The 20,020-nt window shown below is 68.9% G+C and carries 19 protein-coding genes; 6 read left to right on the top strand and 13 right to left on the bottom strand.

Features of this window, described 5'->3' with window-relative positions; translation table 11 throughout:
• Positions 1-27 precede the first annotated feature (27 nt).
• Both IB225_RS15130 and IB225_RS15125 read left to right on the top strand, forming a co-directional pair.
• Complete coding sequence (locus IB225_RS15130) at positions 28-396, top strand: VOC family protein (RefSeq protein ID WP_192312086.1); 369 nt, start codon at positions 28-30, stop codon at positions 394-396.
• A 66-nt stretch (positions 397-462) separates the two neighbouring features.
• Complete coding sequence (locus tag IB225_RS15125; protein ID WP_192312085.1) at positions 463-1,002, top strand: DUF924 family protein; 540 nt, start codon at positions 463-465, stop codon at positions 1,000-1,002.
• A gap of 194 nt (positions 1,003-1,196) precedes the next feature.
• Here IB225_RS15125 and grxD read toward each other — a convergent pair whose 3' ends face one another.
• A complete protein-coding gene (grxD, locus tag IB225_RS15120; protein ID WP_192312084.1) occupies positions 1,197-2,126 on the bottom strand; it encodes a Grx4 family monothiol glutaredoxin in 930 nt (309 codons plus the stop codon).
• Positions 2,127-2,176: 50 nt separating this feature from the next.
• On the opposite strand from grxD, the gene IB225_RS15115 reads away from it, so the two are divergent.
• Positions 2,177-3,004, top strand: a complete 828-nt coding sequence (locus IB225_RS15115; protein WP_192312083.1) for a polysaccharide deacetylase family protein — start codon at positions 2,177-2,179, stop codon at positions 3,002-3,004.
• A gap of 4 nt (positions 3,005-3,008) precedes the next feature.
• Here the strand turns inward: IB225_RS15115 and IB225_RS15110 are convergent, their stop codons facing one another.
• The 3 genes from IB225_RS15110 to IB225_RS15100 all read right to left on the bottom strand — a co-directional run bounded on the left by IB225_RS15110 (position 3,009) and on the right by IB225_RS15100 (position 5,645).
• Positions 3,009-3,464, bottom strand: a complete 456-nt coding sequence (locus tag IB225_RS15110) for a DUF4265 domain-containing protein (protein WP_192312082.1) — start codon at positions 3,462-3,464, stop codon at positions 3,009-3,011.
• A complete protein-coding gene (locus tag IB225_RS15105) occupies positions 3,464-4,117 on the bottom strand; it encodes an SGNH/GDSL hydrolase family protein (RefSeq protein WP_192312081.1) in 654 nt (217 codons plus the stop codon). The genes IB225_RS15110 and IB225_RS15105 overlap by 1 nt, the downstream gene beginning before the upstream one ends.
• Before the next feature lie 247 nt (positions 4,118-4,364).
• Positions 4,365-5,645, bottom strand: a complete 1,281-nt coding sequence (locus IB225_RS15100) for a pyridoxal phosphate-dependent aminotransferase (RefSeq protein ID WP_192312080.1) — start codon at positions 5,643-5,645, stop codon at positions 4,365-4,367.
• A gap of 93 nt (positions 5,646-5,738) precedes the next feature.
• On the opposite strand from IB225_RS15100, the gene rsgA reads away from it, so the two are divergent.
• A complete protein-coding gene (rsgA, locus tag IB225_RS15095) occupies positions 5,739-6,872 on the top strand; it encodes a ribosome small subunit-dependent GTPase A (protein WP_192312079.1) in 1,134 nt (377 codons plus the stop codon).
• 32 nt (positions 6,873-6,904) lie between these two features.
• On the opposite strand, the gene IB225_RS15090 is transcribed toward rsgA, so the two are convergent.
• Positions 6,905-7,192 carry a hypothetical protein gene (locus IB225_RS15090; RefSeq protein ID WP_192312078.1) on the bottom strand — a complete coding sequence of 96 codons (288 nt, stop codon included), beginning with the start codon at positions 7,190-7,192 and terminating at the stop codon, positions 6,905-6,907.
• A 526-nt stretch (positions 7,193-7,718) separates the two neighbouring features.
• A complete protein-coding gene (gltS, locus tag IB225_RS15085; protein WP_192312077.1) occupies positions 7,719-8,921 on the bottom strand; it encodes a sodium/glutamate symporter in 1,203 nt (400 codons plus the stop codon).
• Between the two features lie 94 nt (positions 8,922-9,015).
• On the opposite strand from gltS, the gene IB225_RS15080 reads away from it, so the two are divergent.
• A complete protein-coding gene (locus IB225_RS15080) occupies positions 9,016-10,257 on the top strand; it encodes a flavohemoglobin expression-modulating QEGLA motif protein (protein ID WP_192312076.1) in 1,242 nt (413 codons plus the stop codon).
• A gap of 13 nt (positions 10,258-10,270) precedes the next feature.
• Here the strand turns inward: IB225_RS15080 and IB225_RS15075 are convergent, their stop codons facing one another.
• From IB225_RS15075 to IB225_RS15055, 5 genes are read right to left on the bottom strand one after another with little or no spacing between them, the layout of a single operon-like run.
• A complete protein-coding gene (locus IB225_RS15075; protein WP_192312075.1) occupies positions 10,271-10,666 on the bottom strand; it encodes a RidA family protein in 396 nt (131 codons plus the stop codon).
• A gap of 24 nt (positions 10,667-10,690) precedes the next feature.
• On the bottom strand, positions 10,691-12,130 hold the full coding sequence (locus IB225_RS15070) for a D-aminoacylase (RefSeq protein WP_192312074.1): 1,440 nt from the start codon (positions 12,128-12,130) through the stop codon (positions 10,691-10,693).
• A 2-nt stretch (positions 12,131-12,132) separates the two neighbouring features.
• Positions 12,133-12,999: a MurR/RpiR family transcriptional regulator gene (locus tag IB225_RS15065; protein WP_192312073.1), complete on the bottom strand. Its 867-nt coding sequence runs from the start codon at positions 12,997-12,999 to the stop codon at positions 12,133-12,135.
• A 7-nt stretch (positions 13,000-13,006) separates the two neighbouring features.
• Positions 13,007-14,362, bottom strand: a complete 1,356-nt coding sequence (locus IB225_RS15060) for a gluconate:H+ symporter (RefSeq protein ID WP_192312072.1) — start codon at positions 14,360-14,362, stop codon at positions 13,007-13,009.
• A gap of 22 nt (positions 14,363-14,384) precedes the next feature.
• The gene (locus IB225_RS15055; RefSeq protein WP_192312071.1) at positions 14,385-15,638 is read right to left on the bottom strand and encodes an amino acid deaminase; all 1,254 of its coding nucleotides are present in this window, start codon (positions 15,636-15,638) and stop codon (positions 14,385-14,387) included.
• 142 nt (positions 15,639-15,780) lie between these two features.
• On the opposite strand from IB225_RS15055, the gene IB225_RS15050 reads away from it, so the two are divergent.
• Positions 15,781-16,422, top strand: a complete 642-nt coding sequence (locus IB225_RS15050) for a response regulator transcription factor (protein ID WP_192274359.1) — start codon at positions 15,781-15,783, stop codon at positions 16,420-16,422.
• 3 nt (positions 16,423-16,425) lie between these two features.
• Here the strand turns inward: IB225_RS15050 and IB225_RS15045 are convergent, their stop codons facing one another.
• Together IB225_RS15045 and IB225_RS15040 are read right to left on the bottom strand one after the other, a co-directional pair.
• Positions 16,426-17,340, bottom strand: coding sequence for an AEC family transporter (locus tag IB225_RS15045; protein WP_192312070.1), 915 nt, complete (start codon positions 17,338-17,340; stop codon positions 16,426-16,428).
• A 22-nt stretch (positions 17,341-17,362) separates the two neighbouring features.
• The gene (locus IB225_RS15040; RefSeq protein WP_192312859.1) at positions 17,363-20,005 is read right to left on the bottom strand and encodes a PAS-domain containing protein; all 2,643 of its coding nucleotides are present in this window, start codon (positions 20,003-20,005) and stop codon (positions 17,363-17,365) included.
• Positions 20,006-20,020: the final 15 nt, after the last annotated feature.

Raw genomic sequence — 20,020 nt, 5'->3', positions numbered from 1 at the left:
CGTGAACCAGACAGCGGGGCAGACCGGATGAACCTCGACACGATCGAAATGAAAGCCTTCGTCCCCGCGAAGGAGCTCGTGGAGTCGATCGCCTTCTACGAAGCGCTGGGCTTCGAGGCGATCAGGGAGTCGGACGACCTGGCCTATCTCCGCCATGGCAGCACGGCCTTCCTGCTGTCGCAGTTCTACCTGCGCGAACATGCGGAGAACTTCGTCATGCACTTGCTGGTCGCCAATGCGGACGACTGGCACCGGAACGTCGAGGCGTCGGGTGTCGTCGAGAAGTTCTCCGTCCGCCTCAGCCCACCGGACGACCGACCCTGGGGCCTCCGCGACTTCACCCTCATCGACCCGACCGGCGTGCTATGGCGCATCGGGCATGTCATCGCGGGCTGATGCGCGATACTACCTCCGGACCGAGTCCACTTTACCGATCGCCGTGATCCGACCACGAGGCAACGCATGAACGAATCCAACGACGTCATCACCTTCTGGAAGAACGCCGGCTACGACAAGTGGTTCTCGAACGACGATGCGTTCGATGCCGAGTTCGACCAGCGCTTCCGCGGGCTGCACTTCCGTGCGGCACGGCGTGAGTTGGAAGGTTGGATGGGCGATGCCGAGGGTGCGTTGGCACTGATCCTGCTGCTGGACCAGTTCCCGCGCAACTGCTTCCGGCAGAGCGCGCATTCCTACGCCACCGACGGACTCGCCCGGCACTACACCGCGCGGGCCATCGAGGCCGGCTTCGACGCGCAGGTCGACCCGGAACTGAAGATCTTCTTCTACATGCCGTACGAACACTCCGAGGCGCTCGAAGACCAGCAGCGCTCGCTCGACCTGTTCCGCGCGACCGGCAACGACGAATACCTCAAGTACGCGCAGCTGCACTACGACCTGATCGCGCGCTTCGGCCGCTTCCCGCATCGCAACGAGGCGATGGGCCGCACCTCCACGCAGGAAGAGCGCGACTACCTGGCGGCGGGCGGTTTCAAGGGCTGACGTAGGGTGGGCCTCGGCCCGCCATCGCCATGTGTCGTAGCCGCGATCGTTGGCGGAAACCAGGAAGTCCCGGCGCAATCAAGGTCCGCGACGGTGGGCCAAGGCCCACCCTACGCAGCGCACACCTTGTCCGCCACGCAAAAAGAAAGCGGGCCGAAGCCCGCTTTCCCGTGTGTCGCCCGTGGTGTGGCGGATCAGTACTTGCTGATCGTGCCGTCCACGTCGTCGGCCCATGCATGGATGCCGCCGGTGACGTTGTAGACGTTGGAGAAGCCCAGCGCGCGGAACTCTTCCGCAGCCTGCTGGCTGCGGCCGCCGTGGTGGCACAGGAACGCCAGGGCGGTGTCCTTCGGCAGCGCTTCCAGCTCGGCACGGCCGGCGCCGTCGAAGGTCTTGAAGGGCAGCTTCACCGATGCGAGCGAACGCTCGTCGGCCGGGCGCACATCGACCAGCAGCACTTCGCTGGCGCGGACCTTGGCGTCGGCGTCCATCGGCGACAGTGCCTGCACCGGCTTGGGGGCGTTGGGGTTGTCGATGGCCAGGCCCTTGCCGCGGATGTCGTCCACCCAGTCGATGGTGATGCCGTCGGCGCGACGCGCGCTGGCGATGTCGAACTGCACGCGCACGCCATTGGATTCGGTGGCGATGGCGTTGGCGTCGAACTGCGCCAGCTGGAAGTTGGGCTGGAACTGCGCGTTGATCGACAGCGCCAGCGCGGCGCCCGGACCGGCGTCGGCCACGGCGTTCTGCAGCATCTCGGCGGCGGCGGGCGTGATGGTGATCGCCGGCGGCGTGCGGTCGGGCGCGGCCAAGCCCAGCACGGTGGCCAGTTCGCCGGAGTTGGTCATCTGCTCGATGATGTCGCTGCCGCCGACGAGTTCGCCGTCGATGTACAGCTGCGGGATGGTCGGCCAGTCGCCGTAGACCTTGATGCCCTCGCGGATCTCCTGGTCGGCCAGCACGTTGACGTGCGCGTAGTCCACGCCCAGCGCCGACAGGGCGCCCACCGCCTTGGCCGAGAAGCCGCACTGCGGCATGGTCGGCTGGCCCTTCATGAAGAGCACCACGCGGTTGGACTGCAGGAGGGATTCGATGCGCGAGCGCAGGGCGGGATCAAGGGACATGACGGGTACCGGAAAGCGTGAAGGGCGTGGGGAAGGGGATTTTACGCCCCGTGGCATCATGGGGCATGAGCACGACAGGAACACTGCATCGTCCGCCGCGTCGTCCCGGACTGATATTGGGCCTGCTGGCGCTGTCGCAAGTGGCCGTGGCGTGGCTGTGGTGGCAGTACGGCTGGCAGATCGGCCTGCCGGCGATGCTGGCCACCCACCTGCCAGTGGTCTGGGCCACGCTGTACCCGCGCGCCACCCTGCTCTGTCCCGCGCTGTCGCGGCTGCCCACCGATGAGCGCGTGGTGTGGCTGACCATCGACGACGGCCCCTCGGACGAGACCGCCGCGATGCTCGACCTGCTGGACCGCCACGGGGCGAAGGCGACCTTCTTCCTGGTCGGCGAGCGCGCCGCGGCGCAGCCCGATGTCGTCCACGCCATCCGCGACCGCGGCCACGGCATCGGCAACCACAGCGCCACGCACCCGGACACGCGCTTCTGGCGCCTGGGGCCGGGCGCGATGGAGGACGAGATCGGCCGCAGCCAGTCGATGCTCACCGCCATCACCGGCGAAACGCCGCGCTGGTACCGCAGCGTGGTGGGCATGACCAATCCCTTCGTCGGCCTGTCGCTGAAGCGGCACGGCCTGACCCGGGTAGCGTGGAGCGCGCGCGGCTTCGACGGTGTCGACTGCCAGCCGGACAAGGTGCTGGCGCGCATCACCCGCGACATCGCCCCGGGCGCCATCGTGCTGCTGCATGAGGGCGCTGCGCATGGCCACAACGTTGCGATCCTGGCGCAGCTGCTGGCGTGGCTGGACGCGCAGGGGTATCGGACAGTGTTGCCTGAATCGGATGCGGCGCAGCCGGCGTTGGTCGCCGCGGTCTAACGCGTCAGCAGGGATTGTCCGGAAACAGCGTTTCGTAGGTGGGATCGGCGTGCTCCCAGACCAGCTCACGTGCGATCAGGTACTCGCGGATGCTGTCGAGCGATACGTCCGCTGGGATGTTCACGGCGATGCGGACGCGATTCGAGCCCTCGTAGTCGCAGCCCAGCGCGACCAGTTCCTGCAGGACATCGTCCGATGCGTTTCCCGGGGACACCGGGGGATCCAGCAACAGACGCACGGTGCGATTGCCGGTCTTGGTCACGACATGCTGGAAGGTCGCCATGTCTTCCGTCGCGTCGAACGGCGCCAGGACGATGTCGTCCCAGGACACGCCGTAGGCATGGAAAGGCAGGTTGTCCAGGCGATAACGATCTTCGCCCAGTGCGGTCGCCCACAAGGTTTCGACATGGACGTCGCCGTCTTCGCCGACGACCCTGAAAAGCACCTTCGAGTCCGCCATCAGCCCGCCGCCAGCAGATGATGCGCGACAGGGAACGCGAGCCGCGTCCACTCGGTATACATCGCGGCGGACGGATGCAGGCCGTCATCGGCGAGCATCGCCGCCTCGCCACCGCGCGCGCGGCTGATCGGGGTGATGTCGACGAAGGCGACGCCGCGTTGCGCACAGACTTCGCGTGCGGCGAGGTTGTAGGCATCCAGTTCGCGTGCGATCTGTGCGATGTCGCGGCCGGACTGCGCGGCGAATGGGGTGACGCCCCAGTCGGGGATCGACAGCACCAGCACGCGGTCGGGCCGGTTGCGCGCGAAGCCGATGGCGCGCCACAGCAGCGCGGCGAACTGCGTGCGGTATTCTTCGACGTCGCGACCGCGGTACTGGTTGTTCACGCCGATCAGCAGCGTGACGAAATCGTGCTCGCCCAGCGGCTCGGCGGCTGTGATCGCAGCATCCAGTTCGTCGGTGGTCCAGCCGGTGGCGGCGATGATGCGGGGATCGCCGAGCAGTACGCCTTCCCGGCGCATCAACAGCGCCAGCTGCATCGGCCAGCGACCCGCTTCGTCCACCGCTTCGCCGATGGTGTAGGAATCGCCGAGCGCGAGGTAACGCAGCTCGGTGGTGAGGGCGGTGGTATGCGGGGCGGCGATGGTGGTCATGGGCGCATGATGCGCCGAAACCGGTCAGCAGCGAACGGCCGCGATGCCCTCTTCTCCCCCGCGTGCGGGGGAGAGGATGCCGAAGGCAGGTGAGGGGGGAACGAAGCCGGTGGCGTATGGGTGCACGGATGCGGGCCGCGTTCGTGCGGCCGCTGCATGACGTTGGTTTTCAGGAGATAGGGGCTGCTACGTCTTGCCCCCTCACCCCGACCCTCTCCCCCGCAGGCGGTGGAGAGGGGGCAGGAACTTACGCCGCTGCCGGCCGCGGCTTGCCCTTGATCGGCACGACCTTGGTGGCCGCTTCCGCGCGGCGCGAGAGGGCGCGGTCGATGCGGGCGAAGACTTCGCGCATCGTTGCCGCTTCGGGCAGCAGGGTAACGCGGAAGTGGTGGCGGTAGGGCACGTTGAAGCTGGAGCCCGGCACGACCAGCACGCCTTCGGTTTCCATCAGTTCCAGTGCGAACGTATGGTCGTCGAAGTTCTTCGCTGCATCGCCGACGACCGCCGGGAACGCGTACAGCGCGCCGGCCGGATTCACCAGCTCCAGGTGCGGGCTGGCCTCGCAGGCTTCGATCACCGCGCGGCGGGTTTCGTACAGGCGCCCACCCGGTGCGCACAACGCACTGATGGTGTCCGGACCGTTGACCGCCGCGTCGATCGCGTACTGGCCCGGCACGTTCGCGCACAGGCGCAGCGCACTGAGCAGGTCCATCGCGTGCAGGAAGTCGCGCACCACGTCGCCGTGGCCGGATACCACGCCCCAGCCCACGCGCCAGCCGCAGGCGCGGTGCACCTTGCTCAGGCCGCTGAAGGTGATGCACGGCACGTCGCCGGCGAGCGGCGCGACCGGCACGAAGGTGGCGCCGTCGTACAGCACCTGGTCGTAGATCTCGTCGACCATCAGCAGCAGGCGGTGCTTGGCCGCGATGGCGACGATGCGCTCCAGCAGCTCGCGCGGATAGGTCGCGCCGGTGGGATTGTTCGGATTGATCAGCACGATGGCGCGGGTGCGCGAGCTGACCAGCTGCTCGATCTCGTTCGGATCGGGCAGGAAATCGTTGTCGGGATCGCAGCGGTAATACACCGGGCGACCGTCGTTGAGGATCGTCGCCGCCGACCACAGCGGATAGTCGGGCGAAGGCACCAGCACTTCGTCGCCGGGATTGAGCAGCGCACGCAGCGACAGGTCGATCAGTTCCGAGACGCCATTGCCGACGAACACGCGGTCCGGATGCGCGTCCGGCGTGCCGCGCTTGGCGTACGCGGCGGCGATCGCATCGCGCGCCGAGGGCAGGCCCTGCTGGTGCGTGTACGGATCGGTGCGGCCCATGTCGTCGGCGATCGCGCGCTGCAGGTGTTCCGGCGCACGGAAGCCGAACGCGCCCGGGTTGCCGATATTGAGCTTGATCAGCTTCTGCCCCTGCGCTTCCAGCTCCCTAGCTCGCCGTGCCAGTTCGCCCCGGATTTCGTAGCGGACTTCGGACAGACGTTCGCGCGTGGCGAGCGGTTTGACGGGCGGGGTGGACATGGCGGCTACCGCACAGGGGCTGAATTGGGAAGGGGGGCCAGCTTAACGGATATTTAGCCCTGCCGGCCCCGCCGCCTTCAGGGCCCGTCTAGAATGCGCGCCATGCCTGAAACCCCCGTCCCCAGCGTGTCCGACGTCACCCTTCTGCGGTCCATTGGCTGGCCGTATACGGGGGAACCGGAGGACAGCGCGTGGCGCGAGGCGATGGCCGCGCACCCGCAGGCCACCCCGGCGCGGGTGATCGAGCAGCACCGCTCCGGCTATGTGGTCGCCAATGCGCCCGGCGACGGCGTCAAGGCCGAATCGCTGCCGGAGTGGCAGCGTCCCCGCTTCCCCGCCCATGAACGGCCTGCCGTCGGCGACTGGGTGCTGCTGGAAGACGCGTCCTCCAAGCGACCGCGCATCGTCGCCCTGCTGCCGCGCCACACCGGCATCAAGCGCGGCGCCGCCGGCGAGCATTACCACCAGCAGGTGATCGCGGCGAACATCGATACGGTGTTCATCGTCTGCGGCCTGGATGCCGACTTCAATCCACGCCGCATCGAGCGCTACCTGCTGCTGGTCGGCGGTGGCGGCGCGCAGCCGGTGGTGGTGCTGACCAAGGCCGACCGCACCGAATACGCCGCCGACGCGGTCGAGGTGCTGGCCGATCTCACCGCGCAGGGCGTGCCGGTGTTCACCGTCAACGCGAAGGATCCGGACAGCGTGGCGCAACTCGCGCCGTGGCTGGACCCCGGCCACACCGTCGTGCTGGTGGGTTCGTCAGGCGCGGGCAAGTCGACGATCACCAACACGCTGCTCGGCGACGAGCGCATGAAGACCGGCGAAGTGCGCGAGAGCGATTCGCGCGGCCGCCACACCACCACCTACCGCGCGCTGATCCCGCTGCCGGCGGGCGCCTGCCTGATCGACACGCCCGGCATGCGCGAGCTGAAGCCGACCGGCGAGGAAGACCTCGCCGACGGCGGTTTCGCGGACATCGAAGCACTGGCCGAGCAGTGCAAGTTCCGCGACTGCTCGCATGACCGTGAACCCGGCTGCGCGGTGCGCGCCGCGATCGAGCGCGAGGAACTGGACGAAGGCCGCTTCCTCAACTACCTCAAGCTGCGCGACGAAGTCGCTGCCGCCGCCGACAAGCTCGCCTCGCGCCTGGCCGACAAGGCGAATGCGAAGGTGCAGAACAAGGCGTTGAACAAGCGTCTGGCGGACAAGTACGGCAAACGCTAGCAGCCCCGTTGCCGTTTCGACTTGATGAGTCGTTAGAGCTCGACGACGGCCACCGGGCCCGGAATGGTCAGGATCTGCTCGGCGAGAAAGACGGCGTCCTCCAATGTTTCGGTGCCGTCATGCGCGGCCGTGACCATGAAGTAGGGGTCTGCGCCATCACCAACGCATAGATCGTCGATCGCGTCCTCGATCCTTGCTGCTTCATGGCCAACGACACCGACGTACTGCACGCCATCCCGGATCCAGTCCCTGACCATGCCTGTCAGCGACGGACGCAAGCCGTTGAGCGAATGAATGACAATCTTGCGGGGAAGTGTCATTGGGCGCTAACGCCTGGGCTAAGCCGACCCGTGAAGTGGGTTCGGCTTGAATGAATTGTTAGCCCCGACCTCATGTGGCCAAGTTGGCTCGCTCTGGATTGGAAAGGCGATCTCCAGCAAAGGAACATCAACCTGTGACTTGGAATCGATATCCAGAATAAGGGGCCATGATCGTTCCGAATCAGTGTAAGCAGATACGGACACTATTTTAAGAACACCTTTGCAGCTGTCGCCTCGTAAAGCGGAATGGCCCGAGTACGCGTTAAAGCTGATAGGAATGGAGTAGCGACCTGCTGAATCCGTGAGCGACATGGCGGGACCGCGTGGCCTGGAGTTCTCCGACCAAGCAACCCCCACTAGCGCAGATTTTACAGGATTGCCTTGCTTGTCTGCGACAGATCCAGAAAAGACAAGGAATCTATCGCCGCACTTCGCAGCCAAGGGCGCGATAGGCGCCCAGAAAAGCATCAGAAGGACGATAACTTTCATTGGGGCCAACTCCGGAGATAGTCGGGATGACGGTCGATCAATCCCAGAGATTGATGAACCCGGTGATGATCAGGGCGTTGGTGAAGTCGATGAAGAACGCGCCCACCAGCGGGGCGACGAGGAAGGCGCGTGGCGCCATGCCATAGCGTTCGACCAGCGTGCGCATTACCGCCATCGCGTTCGCGGTGGTCCCCAACATGAAGCCGATGAAGCCGCCGCCCATCACCGCGGCGTCGTAGTCGCGGCCCATCACCCGGAACACCACCCCGCAGAACAGCGCCACCAGCACCACCTGCAGGCCCAGGTTGACCAGCAACGGCGCGGCCAGCCCCGCCAGTTCCCACAGTTTGAGGTTCATCAGCGCCACCGCGAGGAACAGCGCCAGGCAGATGTTGCCGATCAGGTCGGTGGTCGCCACCGGCAGGCCGATCCACCCGGTGCGGTCGTCGAGATAGCGGATCAGCGCGCCGACCATCATCGCGCCCACTGTCGCCGGCAGCGTCATGCCCATCGCCGCCAAGCCCTGGCTGACGCCTGCGCCCAGCCACATCGCTACCAGGATCACCACTACGCTCTTCAGCGCGCTGGCCTCGCGGGTAGCGAAATCGGGCGTGTCGCGCGCGCCGGTCGGCTCGGCCGCCGATTCGTCCGGCGCGCCCAGGCGCACGCCGCCGTACAGCTTGTGGCGACGGATCAGCACGGTCGCCACCGGTCCGCCGAGCAGGCCGCCACACAGGATGCCGGCCATCGCGGCCGCCACCGCGATCGTGGCGGCGCCCTCGACGCCGGCCTGTTCGAACAGCGGCGCGAACGCCAATCCGGTCGCGGGTCCGCCGGTCAGCGTGGTGGAGCCGGCCAGCACGCCGAACAGCGGATGCAGGCCGAAGCCCATCGCCACCGCCATGCCGAGCAGGTTCTGCGCGACGGCGAACACGGTGGCCAGCAGCAGGAAGATCACCACCTGGCGCCCGCTGAGCTTCAGTAGCGCCACGCTGGCGTTGACGCCGATGGTGGTGAAGAAGGCGATCATCAGCGGCGTCTGCAGGCTGGTGTCGAGGGTGAACAGCGTCACCTCGTAACGGCGCGCCACCAGCACCGCCAGCGCCACCACCAGGCCGCCGATCACCGGCGCCGGCAGGTTGTACTTCGAGAACAGCGGGACCACGCGGCAGAGCGCATAGCCGAGGAACAGGGCGAGGCCGGCGAAGGCCAGCGTCTGTACGGCATCGAGCTCCAGCATGCTGCCCCCGCAACTGTTGGAAGAGCCCCGAGCATAGTCGAGCTTCTGCCGCTTGTGCGGACCGGCGCGTTAGAGTGACGGCAGGGAGGAGACCATGCAGCCCGATATCGCCCATCACGCCGCGCTCGATGCGCGCCTGGTCAAGGCCGTGCGCGGCATCAAGCTGCTGAGCCTGGCCAGCTGGCCGGCCGACGTGCAGGCGCCGTTCCTCGACGGTGTCGCACGCGGCCAGCCGCAGCTGCCGGTGATCGACTACCCGCGGCTGGACTTCGGCGACGCACGCCGCGAACTCGCCGCCATCGCCGCGGCGGCGGACGAGGCGCACCCGCTGGGCTGCTACCTGCGCGAGTCGGTGCGCAGCTGGGACATCGCGGCGCAGCTGCTGGAATCGCTGGGAACGCCGGCGGTGACGATGCACTCGATCGCGCTGTTCGGCACGCCGGAGGAATGCCTGCCTGGCGACGGCCCGACCACGCGCGACGCGGCCGGGCACTTCATCGCCATCGCCAACGACCTGGACCACGAACTGCTGGCGCCGGAGGAACAGATCCCGGTATCGGCCACCGCGCTACAGTTGCAATTGCAGGCGGACCTGGACGATTTCTTCGATGGCCGCGTCATCACGGTGGAGCTGGACCGGCAGCTGATTGCGAAAGCCGCCGCGGGTGCGACGCGCATCCGCCTGCGTCACGGCGCGGCCTTCAGCGATTACGACCGCCGCCAGTTGTTGCAGCACGAGGCGCTGGTGCATTCACTGACCGCGTTGAACGGGCGTGAGCAGACCGTGCTGCCCAGCCTGGCGCTGGCCTCGCCGCGCGTGACCGCCACGCAGGAAGGACTGGCCACGTTCGCCGAACAGATCACCGGCAGCATCGACATCGAGCGGATGAAGCGCATCAGCCTGCGCATCGAGGCGGTGGCGATGGCGCTGGCCGGCGCCGACTTCATCGAGGTGTTCCGCTACTTCACTGACGCGGGGCAGAACCCGGCCGAGAGTTTCTCGTCGGCGCAGCGCGTGTTTCGCGGCGTGCCCACCAATGGCGGCGCGGCCTTCACCAAGGACACGGTGTATCTGCGCGGACTGATCGGCGTGCACACCTTCTTCCGCCGCTCGCTGCAGCAGGACCGGCTGCGGCTGTGCCGGCGCCTGTTCGCCGGCAAGATGACGCTGGAGGATGTCGGCATGTTCGAGCCGATGTTCGAGGCCGGCGTGCTGGCGCCGCCGCGCTGGCTGCCAAGCTGGGTCAGCCGCGCCAACGGGCTGGCCGGGATGCTGGCGTTTTCGCTGTTCGCCAACCGGATCCGCCTGGACAAGCTGGATCCGGCAGCGACGTGAAGCGCGCGCCGCGTCAGGCGGCCGGTCGCTTGTAGGCGATGCAGTCCACTTCGACCTTGCAGTCCACCACCATCCGCGATTCGACGCAGGCGCGCGCCGGCGGGTGCTCGCCGAAGTAGTGCTTGAACACGGTGTTGAACGCGTAGAAATCGCGTGCGTCGTCGAGCCACACGCCGCAGCGGACGACGTGCTCCGGGCCGTAGCCGGCTTCGGCCATGATCGCGAGCACGCTCTGGATCACCACGTGCGCCTGTTCGGTGACGGTGCCGCCGTCCAGTTCGCCGTCGCGCATCGGCACCTGGCCGGAGACGTACAGCCAGCCGTCGGCCTGCACCGCGCGCGAGAACGGCATGTGCTGCTTGCCCTGGCCGACGCCGCCTTCGGCGCCGTATCGCGTGATGTCGCTCATGTCGTGTACTCCATGGAGAAGAAATCAGGTCGGCGCGAGGAAGCGGCCGTGGCGGCCGACCACCTGCGTGCCGTCGTAGGCCAGCCGGCCGGCTACCCACACCGCGTGGATGCCCGCGGCCGGCCGGATCGGGTCGTGGAAGTCGGCGACGTCGCGCACCGTCGCCGGATCGAACAGCACCAGATCGGCCTGCGCACCGACGCGCAGCACGCCGCGGTCGCGCAGGCCGAAGCGCGCGGCCGGCAGTCCGGTCATCTTGTGCACGGCGGTATGCAGCGGGAACAGGCCGACGTCGCGCGCATAGTGGCCGAGCACGCGCGGGAAGCTGCCCCACAGCCGCGGATGCGGGCGCGGGTCGCGCGGCAAGCCATCGGAGCCGACCATCGTGCGTGGATGCGCCAGGATGCGGCGCACGTCGGCCTCGTCCATGCCGAGGTAGACCGCGCCCGCCGGTTGCAGCCGGCGCGCGGCGTCCAGCAACGACAGGTTCCAGTCGGCCGCGATCGCCGCCAGCAGGCGTCCGCCCTGGTCCGGATGCGGGTCGGACCAGGTGATCAGGATGTCGTAGGCGTCGGTGACCTGTTTGAGGTCCAGCGTCGACGAGCTCGCCGCGTAGGGATAGCAGTCGCAAGCGACATCGTGGTCGTGCGCGCCATGGTCGAGCACGGCGAGCACCTCGCTGCTGCGGCCCCAGTTGTCCGCGCCGGCGCACTTCAGGTGCGAGACGCGCACCGGCGCACCGCTGTGGCGTCCGATGCCGATGGCTTCCTCCAGCGCGGGCACGATGCCGGCGAATTCGTCGCGCAGGTGACTGGCGTAGGTGTGGCGACGGCCATCGAGTTCTTCGGACAGCGCACGCACTTCGTCGTCCGGCGCGTGGAAGGCGGACGCATAGGCCAGGCCGGTGCTCAGGCCGAGCGCGCCGGCGTCCAGCGCCTCGCGCAGCTGCGCGCGCATCGCGGCGATCTCGTCGGCGCTCGCGGCGCGGTCCAGCCGGTCCAGGTGGTTCTGCCGCAAGGCCGTGTGGCCAACCAGCGCGGCCACGTTCACCGCCGGCTGTGCTTTCTCCACCGCGGCGCGGTAGTCGGCGAAGCGCGGATAGCGGAACTCGCTGTCGGCGCCGAGTAGATTCATCGGATCCGGCACGGTGCGGCCCGGCATCACCGGACTCGCGCTGATGCCGCAGTTGCCGACCACCACCGTGGTGACGCCCTGGCTCAACTTCGCCGGCATGTCGGGTTGGCGGACTACTTCCAGATCGTCGTGCGTGTGCACGTCGATGAAGCCGGGCGCCAGCGCGCAGCCGTGGCCTTCGATCACGTGCGCCGCGTCGCCTTGCACGGTGCCGAGCGCGACCACGCGTCCGTCGCGTACGGCGACGTCGCCATGGACCGGTGGCGTGTCGTTGCCGTCGTGGATCCACACATCGCGGATCAGCAGCGTGTAGTCCGGTGCGGTCGCCATGCTCAGTCTCCCAGCGGCAGGCGTTCGTCGCCGCCGCCGCGCCAGGTGTCCAGCGCCAGCTTGATGCGGCGCAGGCGCTCGCGGTTGCCGGCGGGTTCGCGCAGTGCAACCGTGGTGGCGAGCACGTCGATAGCCAGCAGCAGTGCATAGCGTGAGGCCGACGGCTTGAACACGAAGTCGGTCTCGTCCAGCACCAGCGGCAGCAACCAAGTCGCGCGTGTGGCGAGCGGTGTCTCGCTGCGCGTGAACGCCGCCAACCGTGCGCCGTAGCCGAGCGCGATCTCGCAGGCCTCCAGCAGTTCGCGGTTGCGTCCGCTGACTGACAGCGCGACGACCAGGTCGCCGTCCTCGAGCGTCGCCGCCAGCATCCGCATCGCGACCGCATCGCTGCACGCCGCGACGGGCAGTCCCAGTCGGGTCAATCGCTGCTGCAGTTCCTGCGCGAACACCGCCGAGCTGCCGCCCATGCCGAACACGTGCACGCGTCGCGCCGTCGCCAGTGCATCGGCCAGCGCCTGCACCACGGTTTCCGACAGGCCGGCGAGATTGCGACGCAGCGCGGCTTCGGCATCGCTGCCGATCTGCGCGTGCAGCGCGGGCAGTGGCGGCGCATCGGCATCGTCGAGGAAACGGCGGCCGACCGTGCCGGCTTCCGCCAGTCGCGCCCGCAGCTCGCGCACATGCGCGCAGCCCAGCGTCTTGGCGAAGCGCGATACCGCCGCCACGCTGACGCCGGCGCGCGCGGCCAGTTCGCTCACGCCGGACTGCGCGGCGGCCGGCAGGTCGGCGAGGATGGCGTCGGCGATGCGCTGTTCGACCGGGCTGAGGCGGTCGCGGCGCTGGCGCAGCTGGTAGACGAGATCGTGCATGGCGGTCTTAGAGCAGGGCGGCGAGTGTCGCCGTCAGGGCCAGCGCGACCAGCGAGATGATCGTCTCGAGCACCGTCCAGGTGCGGAAGGTCTGCGCCACGGTCATGTTGAAGTACTCCTTCACCAGCCAGAAGCCGCCGTCGTTGACGTGCGACAGGATCAGCGCACCGGCGCCGGTGGCCAGTACCAGCAGTTCCGGATGCGGATAGCCGGCGGCCAGCGCGACCGGGGCGACGATGCCGGCGGCGGTGCTCATCGCCACCGTCGCCGAACCCGTCGCGATGCGCATCAGCGCCGCGACCGACCAGCCCATCAGCAGCGGCGACAGCTCGAAACGGTGCGACAGCGCGGTGATCTCCGCCGCCACGCCGGTCTTCACCAGGATGCCATTCAAGCCCCCGCCGGCACCGACCAGCAGGGTGATCGCGGCGGTGGGTGCCAGGCATTCCTGCGAGAACTTCAGGATCTGCTCGCGGGTGAAGCCGCGCATCAGGCCCAGGGTGACGAAGCTCATCAGCGTGGCCAGCAGCAGCGCCACCACCGAGTTGCCGATGAAGTGGAAGAAGCCGTTGAGCGACGTACCCGGTGTCGCCAGCACGTCGGCCCAGCCGCCGAGCAGCATCAGCGCCACCGGCAGCAGCAGCGTGGCGACCGTGATGCCGAAGCCCGGCAGTGCGTCGTCCGGTGCCTGGCCGTGGCCTTCGTCCAGCAGCGCCTGTTCCATCGGATTGTGCGCGGGCACATGCACACGCGGCCCGATGAACTTGGCGAACACCGGGCCGGCCAGCGCCGCCGTCGGCAAGCCGACCAGCAGCGCGAAGAACACGGTGCGGCCGACATCGGCGCCGTACGCTTTCACCGCCAGCATCGCCGCCGGATGCGGCGGCACCAGTCCGTGCACCACCGACAGGCCGGCGACCATCGGCAGGCCGACCAGCAGCAGCGGGACGCCGGTGCGGCGCGCGACGTTGAACACGATCGGCACCAGCAGCACGAAACCGACCTCGAAGAAGATCGGCAGGCCGATGCAGAACGCCACCAGCATCATCGCCCAGTGAACGTGGCGCGTGCCGAAGCGTGCGATCAGCGTGCGCGCGATGCGCTCGGCGCCGCCGGACTCGGCCATCATCTTGCCGAGCATGGTGCCCAGCGCGACGATCAGCGCGATGTGCCCCAGCGTGCGGCCGACGCCTTGTTCGTATGCGCTGACGATCTCGGTGGCCGGCATGCCGGCCACCAGCGCCAGCCCCAGCGACACCAGCGTCAGTGTGATGAACGGATTGAGCCGGTAGCGCGCGATCAGGACGATCAGCGCGATGATCGCGACGGCGGCGTAGACCAGCAGCAGGCTTCCCGGGGACATGCGCGGTTCCGTTCGTAGGGGATCAGAAGTACGTGTGCACCAGGCCGGTCACGCGCACGTCGTCGTCCACGCGCAGCAGGTGCCGCCACTTGTCGAAGGTCAGGCAGGGGTGGCTGATGTCGAAGCACAGCAGGTCGCCGACCTGGACGTCGTCGTCGGCTTCCACCTGCAGGAAGGCGTGCTGGTCCATGATCGCGTCCAGCCGCCAGTGCGCCGGTACCGCCGTCGGGGCGGCATCGCCGGCGCGATAGCGCAGCGCAGGCGCCGGAAGGCCTGCGTCGAACGCGGCATCGCGCTTGCCCAGACCGACAATCGCGCGCGCGGCTTCCGGTCGCGATTGCACGCAGGCCCACAGCTGCAAGGCCGGCTGCAGGCCTTCGGCCATCTCGCGCGCCACCGGATTCGATGCATGGATGCGCGTGGCGGCCTCGCGGTAGGCACCGACATCGTGGGTCAGGTAGCAGCCGGGGCGCAGCAGGACCTGCACGGTGGAATCGCGCGCGGCGTCGGCGAATTCCTCGGCGACCACGTCGTACCAGGCCGAGCCGGCGCCGGACAGCAGGATGCGCGGCTCGGAAAACACGTCCTGCGCACGCAGCGATTGCAGCACGTCGACCGTGCGGCGCAGCAGCGTGCGTACGCCGGCTTCGTCCTTCAGCACGCCTTCGTAGGTTTCCACGCCGACCAGCGTCAGCGATTGCGGCCAGCGGCGGACCGCATCGACGACGGCGGCCACCTGCGCGTCGTCGCGCACGCCGGTGCGCCCACCCATGACGCCGATTTCCAGCAGCAGCCGCAGGCGCTGGCCCTGCTTGGCGAAGAACGCGCCCAGCGCTTCGACGTTCGCGGCCGAATCGACCAGACAGCAGAACTCGAACGCGGGATCGCGCTGAATGTCGGCGATGATCGCCATGTTGGCGCGGTCGACCAGCTGGTTCGCCATCAGCACCCGGCGCACGCCATGGCGGTAGGCATCGCGCACCTGCGGCGCGGTGGCCAGGGTGATGCCCCAGGCGCCGGCGTCGAGCTGCATCGCGAACAGTTCCGGGCTCATCGTGGTCTTGCCGTGCGGGGCCAGGTCCACGCCGTAGGCGGCGATGAAGCGCGCCATCCAGTCCAGGTTGTGGCGCAGCGCGCTGTCGCGCAGCACCGCCACGGGCAGGCTGACGTCGCCCTCCAGGACCGACCAGCCGGCCGCGGCGATGGCCTCCACCGTGCGCGCGTCGGCGCCGAGCCCCTTGCCGGCGGGTTCCGGATGAAACAGATTTTCAGCCATGGTGGCCTGCCTGTTGGGGTCGAGTGCCCGATTTGTAGCACGTGGCGAGCAAGTGGTGAAAATTATTTGCAGGCGGTCCGACCGGCTGATGCTTTGGTACTAGGCCCGGGGCGGGACGCAGGGTGCATGCGAGACTCCCGGCATGAGCACGACGATCCTGGTGGCCGACGACCATCCGCTGTTCCGCACGGCGGTGATCCACGCGCTGCGCGAGGCGCTGCCCGGCGCCACCGTCGCCGAGGCCGCCAGCGCCGCCAGCCTGGGCCAGGCGCTGGACGCGCGGCCGGACACCGACCTGGTGCTGCTGGACCTGACCATGCCGGGCGCGCACGGCTTCTCCGCGCTGCTGCACGTGCGCGGCGAGCATCCCGAAGTGCCGGTGGTGGTGATTTCGTCGAACGAGCATCCGCGGGTGATCCGCCGTGCGCAGCAGTTCGGCGCGGCCGGGTTCATTCCGAAGTCGTCGCCGGCCGAGACCATCGGCGAGGCGGTGGCCGCGGTGCTCGACGGCGGAGCGTGGTTCCCGCCGCTGACCGCCGAGCGCTCCGAGCAGGATGCCGCGCTCGCCGCGCGTCTCGCCCAACTGACGCCGCAGCAGTTCCGCGTGCTGCTGTGCCTGGCCGACGGCCTGCTCAACAAGCAGATCGCGCACGAACTCGGCTTGGCCGAGAACACGGTGAAGGTGCACGTCACCGCGATCCTGAAGAAGCTGGAATGCCACAGCCGCACGCAGGCGGCGGTGCTGGTGAAGTCGCTGGAGCCGGAAGGTCCGCCGGTGGAGTAGGCGTCAGCCCAGCCAGCGCGGCAGCTGCATCGCCAGCGGCACGGTGGCGGCGGCGAACAGCGTCTGCCACGTCACCAGTGAGGCCATCAGCGGCGCATCGCCGCCCATCTGGCGCGCCATGATGTAGGCGTTCGACGCGGTCGGCAGCGCGGCGTAGAAGCAGGCCGCCACCGTCACCGGCGCGCTTGCGTCCAGCCAGCGGCAGACCAGCACGGCGAGCAGCGGCAGCGCGAGCAGCTTCAGCGCGGAGGTCGCACCGAGCAGCAGCGGACGCACGTGGTCGCGGGTGAACTGCAGGCCGCCGCCGACGCACAGCAGGCCGAGCGCCAGCGCCGCGTCGGCGAGGATGTCGAGGGCAGCCGCCAGCGGTATCGGCAACGGCAGGCCGCTGAGGTTGAACAGCAGGCCGGCCAGCGTCGCCAGGATGATCGGATTGCGTGCCAGCGCCCGCGCGATCCCGCGCGCGCTGGCATCCCCGCTGCCCCAGACCGCTAGCGCGACCACCGCGATGACGTTGACCACCGGCAGGCAGATCGCCAGCGCCAGCATCACCATCGCTGTGGTCTCGGGCGGGAACAGCAGCGCCGCCACCGCCAGCCCGAAGTAGCTGCTCGGCCGCACCGCGCCCTGCACCACCGACGAGCGGCTGGGATCGGGCAGGCGTTTCGCGAACCGCAACGCGAGCAGCACGATGCCGGTCAGCAGCAGGGTGGGCAGCAGCGCGGCGAGCGACAGGTCGAGTGCGTCGGTGGCGGACAGCTTCAATCGTGCGGCGCCGACGAACAGCAGCGCGGGGAAGGCGACGTAGAAGGAAAACCACTCCATCGCCGGGAACAGGCCGTCGGGCACGCGCCGCATCCGTCGCAGCACGGCGCCGAGCAGCACGATGGCGAGGACGGGAAGCACATAGGTCAGCATCGCGACGGCATCGGTCCGGTCCTCAGCGCGCGCGGCGCACGTGGAGTTGGGTCATCAGCGCGCGCAGCGCCGCAGGTTTCACCGGCTTGGCGAGGAAGCCCCAGCCGTGCTGCAGCGCCAGCGCACGCAGCGCGTCGTCGCGCTCGGCGGTCACCAGGATCACCGGTGGGACGCTTTTCCAGCGTTCGCACAGGCGCGTGTAGAGCGTCGGTCCGTCGGTGTCGCCGAGCCGCACGTCGAGCAGCAGCAGGTCGGGCGCCTGTCCCGGCGTCGCCGCCGCCAGCGCGTCGGCCGGGCCGGCCGCCAGGCCGACCTCGCATTCCCAGCGTTGCAGCAGTGCGCGCGTGGCTTCGCAGACACGCGGATCGTCGTCCACGCACCACACGCGGCGTCCGCGCAGTGGCGAACCGTCATCGACATCGGCCGCGACCGGCGGGGATTCCGACAGCGCGCTGCCGGCAACGCCGAACGGCAACTCGACCCAGAACACGCTGCCGCGCCCGAGTTGCGAGCGCAGGCCGATGCGGTGGCCGAGCAGGCGGCCGATGCGTTCGACGATGGCCAGCCCCAGGCCGGCGCCGCGGTCGTTGGCGACGCCGTCGTTGAGGCGGCGGAACTCTTCGAAGATCTCGGCTTGCAGCGCTTCGGGGATGCCCGGTCCCTGGTCGTGCACTTCGATGCGCACGCCTTCGCCGGTGCGGCGCACGCCGAGCAGCACGCGGCCGCGCGGCGTGTAGCGGATCGCATTCGACAGGAAGTTCTGCAGGATGCGCCGCAGCAGTGCTTCGTCGCTGCGCACGACGGCGCGCGTGCGCACACTGTCCAGCACCAGCCCACGTTCCGCCGCGACCATGCCGAACTCGCGCGCCAGCGCCTCCAGCAGCGGCGCCAGCGCGAAGTCGCGCACGCGTGTCGGCAGCGCGCCGGATTCCAGCCGGGCGATGTCGAGCAGGCTGTTGAGGATGGCGTCCTGCGCGGTCAGTGCGTTGTCGACGTGGTCGGCGATGCGGCGCGCCTCGTCCTCGTGCAGGCGGCCGCGCAGCGCCGACACGAACATGCGTGCGGCGTTCAGCGGCTGCAGCAGGTCGTGCACGGCGGAGGCGACGAAGCGGGTCTTGTAGCGGTTGGCGTTCTCCGCCGCCTGGGTGGCGTCGGCGAGCGCGCGCGTGCGCTCTTCCACGCGATGCTCCAGTGCATCGGCCAGCGAACGCAGCTCGCGCGCAGCGTTCTTGTAGCTGGTGATGTCGGCGTAGCTGGTGACGAAGCCGCCATCCGGCAACGGGTTGCCACGGATCTCCAGCACCACGCCATCGTCCTTCTCGCTCTCGCGCATGTGCGGCTTGCCGCTGCGCAGGTGCTCCAGCCGGCGCTGGATCGCTTCTTCCACCGGTCCTGTGCCCAGCAGCCCGCGACGTGCGTTGTGGCGGAACACGTCTTCGATCGGCCGGCCGACGTGGATCAAGTCCGGCGGGAAGCGGAACAGGTCCATGTAGCGCGAATTCCATGCGACCAGCCGCAGGTCGGCATCGATGATCACCACGCCCTGCGGCAGGTGCTCCAGGCTGCGGCTGAGCCCGGCGTCCGCCGAGCGCGCGGCTTCGACGATGCCGTCCTGGGCCGTGCGCAATTCCTGCGCGTGCTGCTGCAGCACGGCTTCCAGTTCGTCGCGACTGCGCCTTTGCAGCAGGGCGATGCGGCGCCGCTGCTGCATGAACAGCGCCAGGAACGACAGGGCCAGCCAGACGCCGCCGGCAGCGAGTGCAGCGGTGCGGCCCGCGGCAGTGATGGCCGAGGCGTCATGCAGCAGGTGCAGCTGCCAGCCTTCCTCGGGCAGGGCCATCGACTGCCACAGCACCGCGCCGGCCAGCGCCGGATCGCGCATCTGCACACGGTGCGCGCCATCGCCCGGCGACGACAGATCCAGCCATTGCAGCGGTATCAGTCGCTGCCGCGCGTACTGGCGCGTGGCGGCCAGTTCGCGGCGGTCCGCCTCGGTCAGCGCACGCAGCGTGCGGTAGCGCCACGCATGCTGGCTGGCGAGGAAGACCACGCCGTGTGCATCACTGACCAGCACGATGTCCGGTGTCTGCAGCCACTCCTGCTCCAGCGCATCCAGTTCGATCTTGATGACGACCAGTCCGACGACGGTACCGTCGCCGCCGGTGATCGCCTGCGACAGGAAGTAGCCTGGCTCGCCGGTGGTCAGGCCGATGCCGTAGAACTGACCCTGCCCGTCGCGCAGGGCCTGCTTCACGTAGGGGCGGAAGCTGTAGTCCTCGCCGACGTTGCTGGTCGGTTCGCGCCAGTTGCTGGCGGCCAGCGCGATGCCGTGGCGGTCGATCAGCGTCAGCGTGGAGGAGCGGGTGACGCTGTTGGCGTCTTCCAGGCGCTGGTTCAGCGCATTGCGGCGCGCTTCGTCCACCGGCGAGGTCAATGCATCACGCAGGTCGGGGTCCTGCGCCAGCACCTGCGGCAGCGTGCGGTAGCGGTCGATGCGCTGCTGCAAGGCCTGCGCGTGCAGGTCCAGCTGGCGCTCCAGCTGCGTGGTTTCCGCCTGCTGCGCGCGCCGGCCCGCCCAGTGATAGGCCAGCGTCATCACCAGCGCGGCGCCGCCGAGCACGGCCAGCAGGACGATCAGGATCTGGCGGTGGCGGCGGGCACGCAGCATGGGCGCCCAGTG

Origin of the sequence: Pseudoxanthomonas sp. PXM02 (genome assembly GCF_014851805.1) — a bacterium.
In the GTDB taxonomy this organism is placed as follows: Bacteria; Pseudomonadota; Gammaproteobacteria; order Xanthomonadales; family Xanthomonadaceae; genus Pseudoxanthomonas_A.
This window is presented reverse-complemented; position numbering and strand designations above follow the sequence as displayed.

Bases quoted from the DNA above. Each gene is read 5' to 3' on its own strand.
- IB225_RS15130 (WP_192312086.1), top strand. From the start codon at position 28: ATGAACCTCGACACGATCGAAATGAAAGCCTTCGTCCCCGCGAAGGAG.
- IB225_RS15125 (WP_192312085.1), top strand. From the start codon at position 463: ATGAACGAATCCAACGACGTCATCACCTTCTGGAAGAACGCCGGCTAC.
- grxD (WP_192312084.1), bottom strand. From the start codon at position 2,126: ATGTCCCTTGATCCCGCCCTGCGCTCGCGCATCGAATCCCTCCTGCAG.
- IB225_RS15110 (WP_192312082.1), bottom strand. From the start codon at position 3,464: ATGGCGGACTCGAAGGTGCTTTTCAGGGTCGTCGGCGAAGACGGCGAC.
- IB225_RS15105 (WP_192312081.1), bottom strand. From the start codon at position 4,117: ATGACCACCATCGCCGCCCCGCATACCACCGCCCTCACCACCGAGCTG.
- IB225_RS15100 (WP_192312080.1), bottom strand. From the start codon at position 5,645: ATGTCCACCCCGCCCGTCAAACCGCTCGCCACGCGCGAACGTCTGTCC.
- rsgA (WP_192312079.1), top strand. From the start codon at position 5,739: ATGCGCGCCATGCCTGAAACCCCCGTCCCCAGCGTGTCCGACGTCACC.
- IB225_RS15090 (WP_192312078.1), bottom strand. From the start codon at position 7,192: ATGACACTTCCCCGCAAGATTGTCATTCATTCGCTCAACGGCTTGCGT.
- gltS (WP_192312077.1), bottom strand. From the start codon at position 8,921: ATGCTGGAGCTCGATGCCGTACAGACGCTGGCCTTCGCCGGCCTCGCC.
- IB225_RS15080 (WP_192312076.1), top strand. From the start codon at position 9,016: ATGCAGCCCGATATCGCCCATCACGCCGCGCTCGATGCGCGCCTGGTC.
- IB225_RS15075 (WP_192312075.1), bottom strand. From the start codon at position 10,666: ATGAGCGACATCACGCGATACGGCGCCGAAGGCGGCGTCGGCCAGGGC.
- IB225_RS15070 (WP_192312074.1), bottom strand. From the start codon at position 12,130: ATGGCGACCGCACCGGACTACACGCTGCTGATCCGCGATGTGTGGATC.
- IB225_RS15065 (WP_192312073.1), bottom strand. From the start codon at position 12,999: ATGCACGATCTCGTCTACCAGCTGCGCCAGCGCCGCGACCGCCTCAGC.
- IB225_RS15060 (WP_192312072.1), bottom strand. From the start codon at position 14,362: ATGTCCCCGGGAAGCCTGCTGCTGGTCTACGCCGCCGTCGCGATCATC.
- IB225_RS15055 (WP_192312071.1), bottom strand. From the start codon at position 15,638: ATGGCTGAAAATCTGTTTCATCCGGAACCCGCCGGCAAGGGGCTCGGC.
- IB225_RS15050 (WP_192274359.1), top strand. From the start codon at position 15,781: ATGAGCACGACGATCCTGGTGGCCGACGACCATCCGCTGTTCCGCACG.
- IB225_RS15045 (WP_192312070.1), bottom strand. From the start codon at position 17,340: ATGCTGACCTATGTGCTTCCCGTCCTCGCCATCGTGCTGCTCGGCGCC.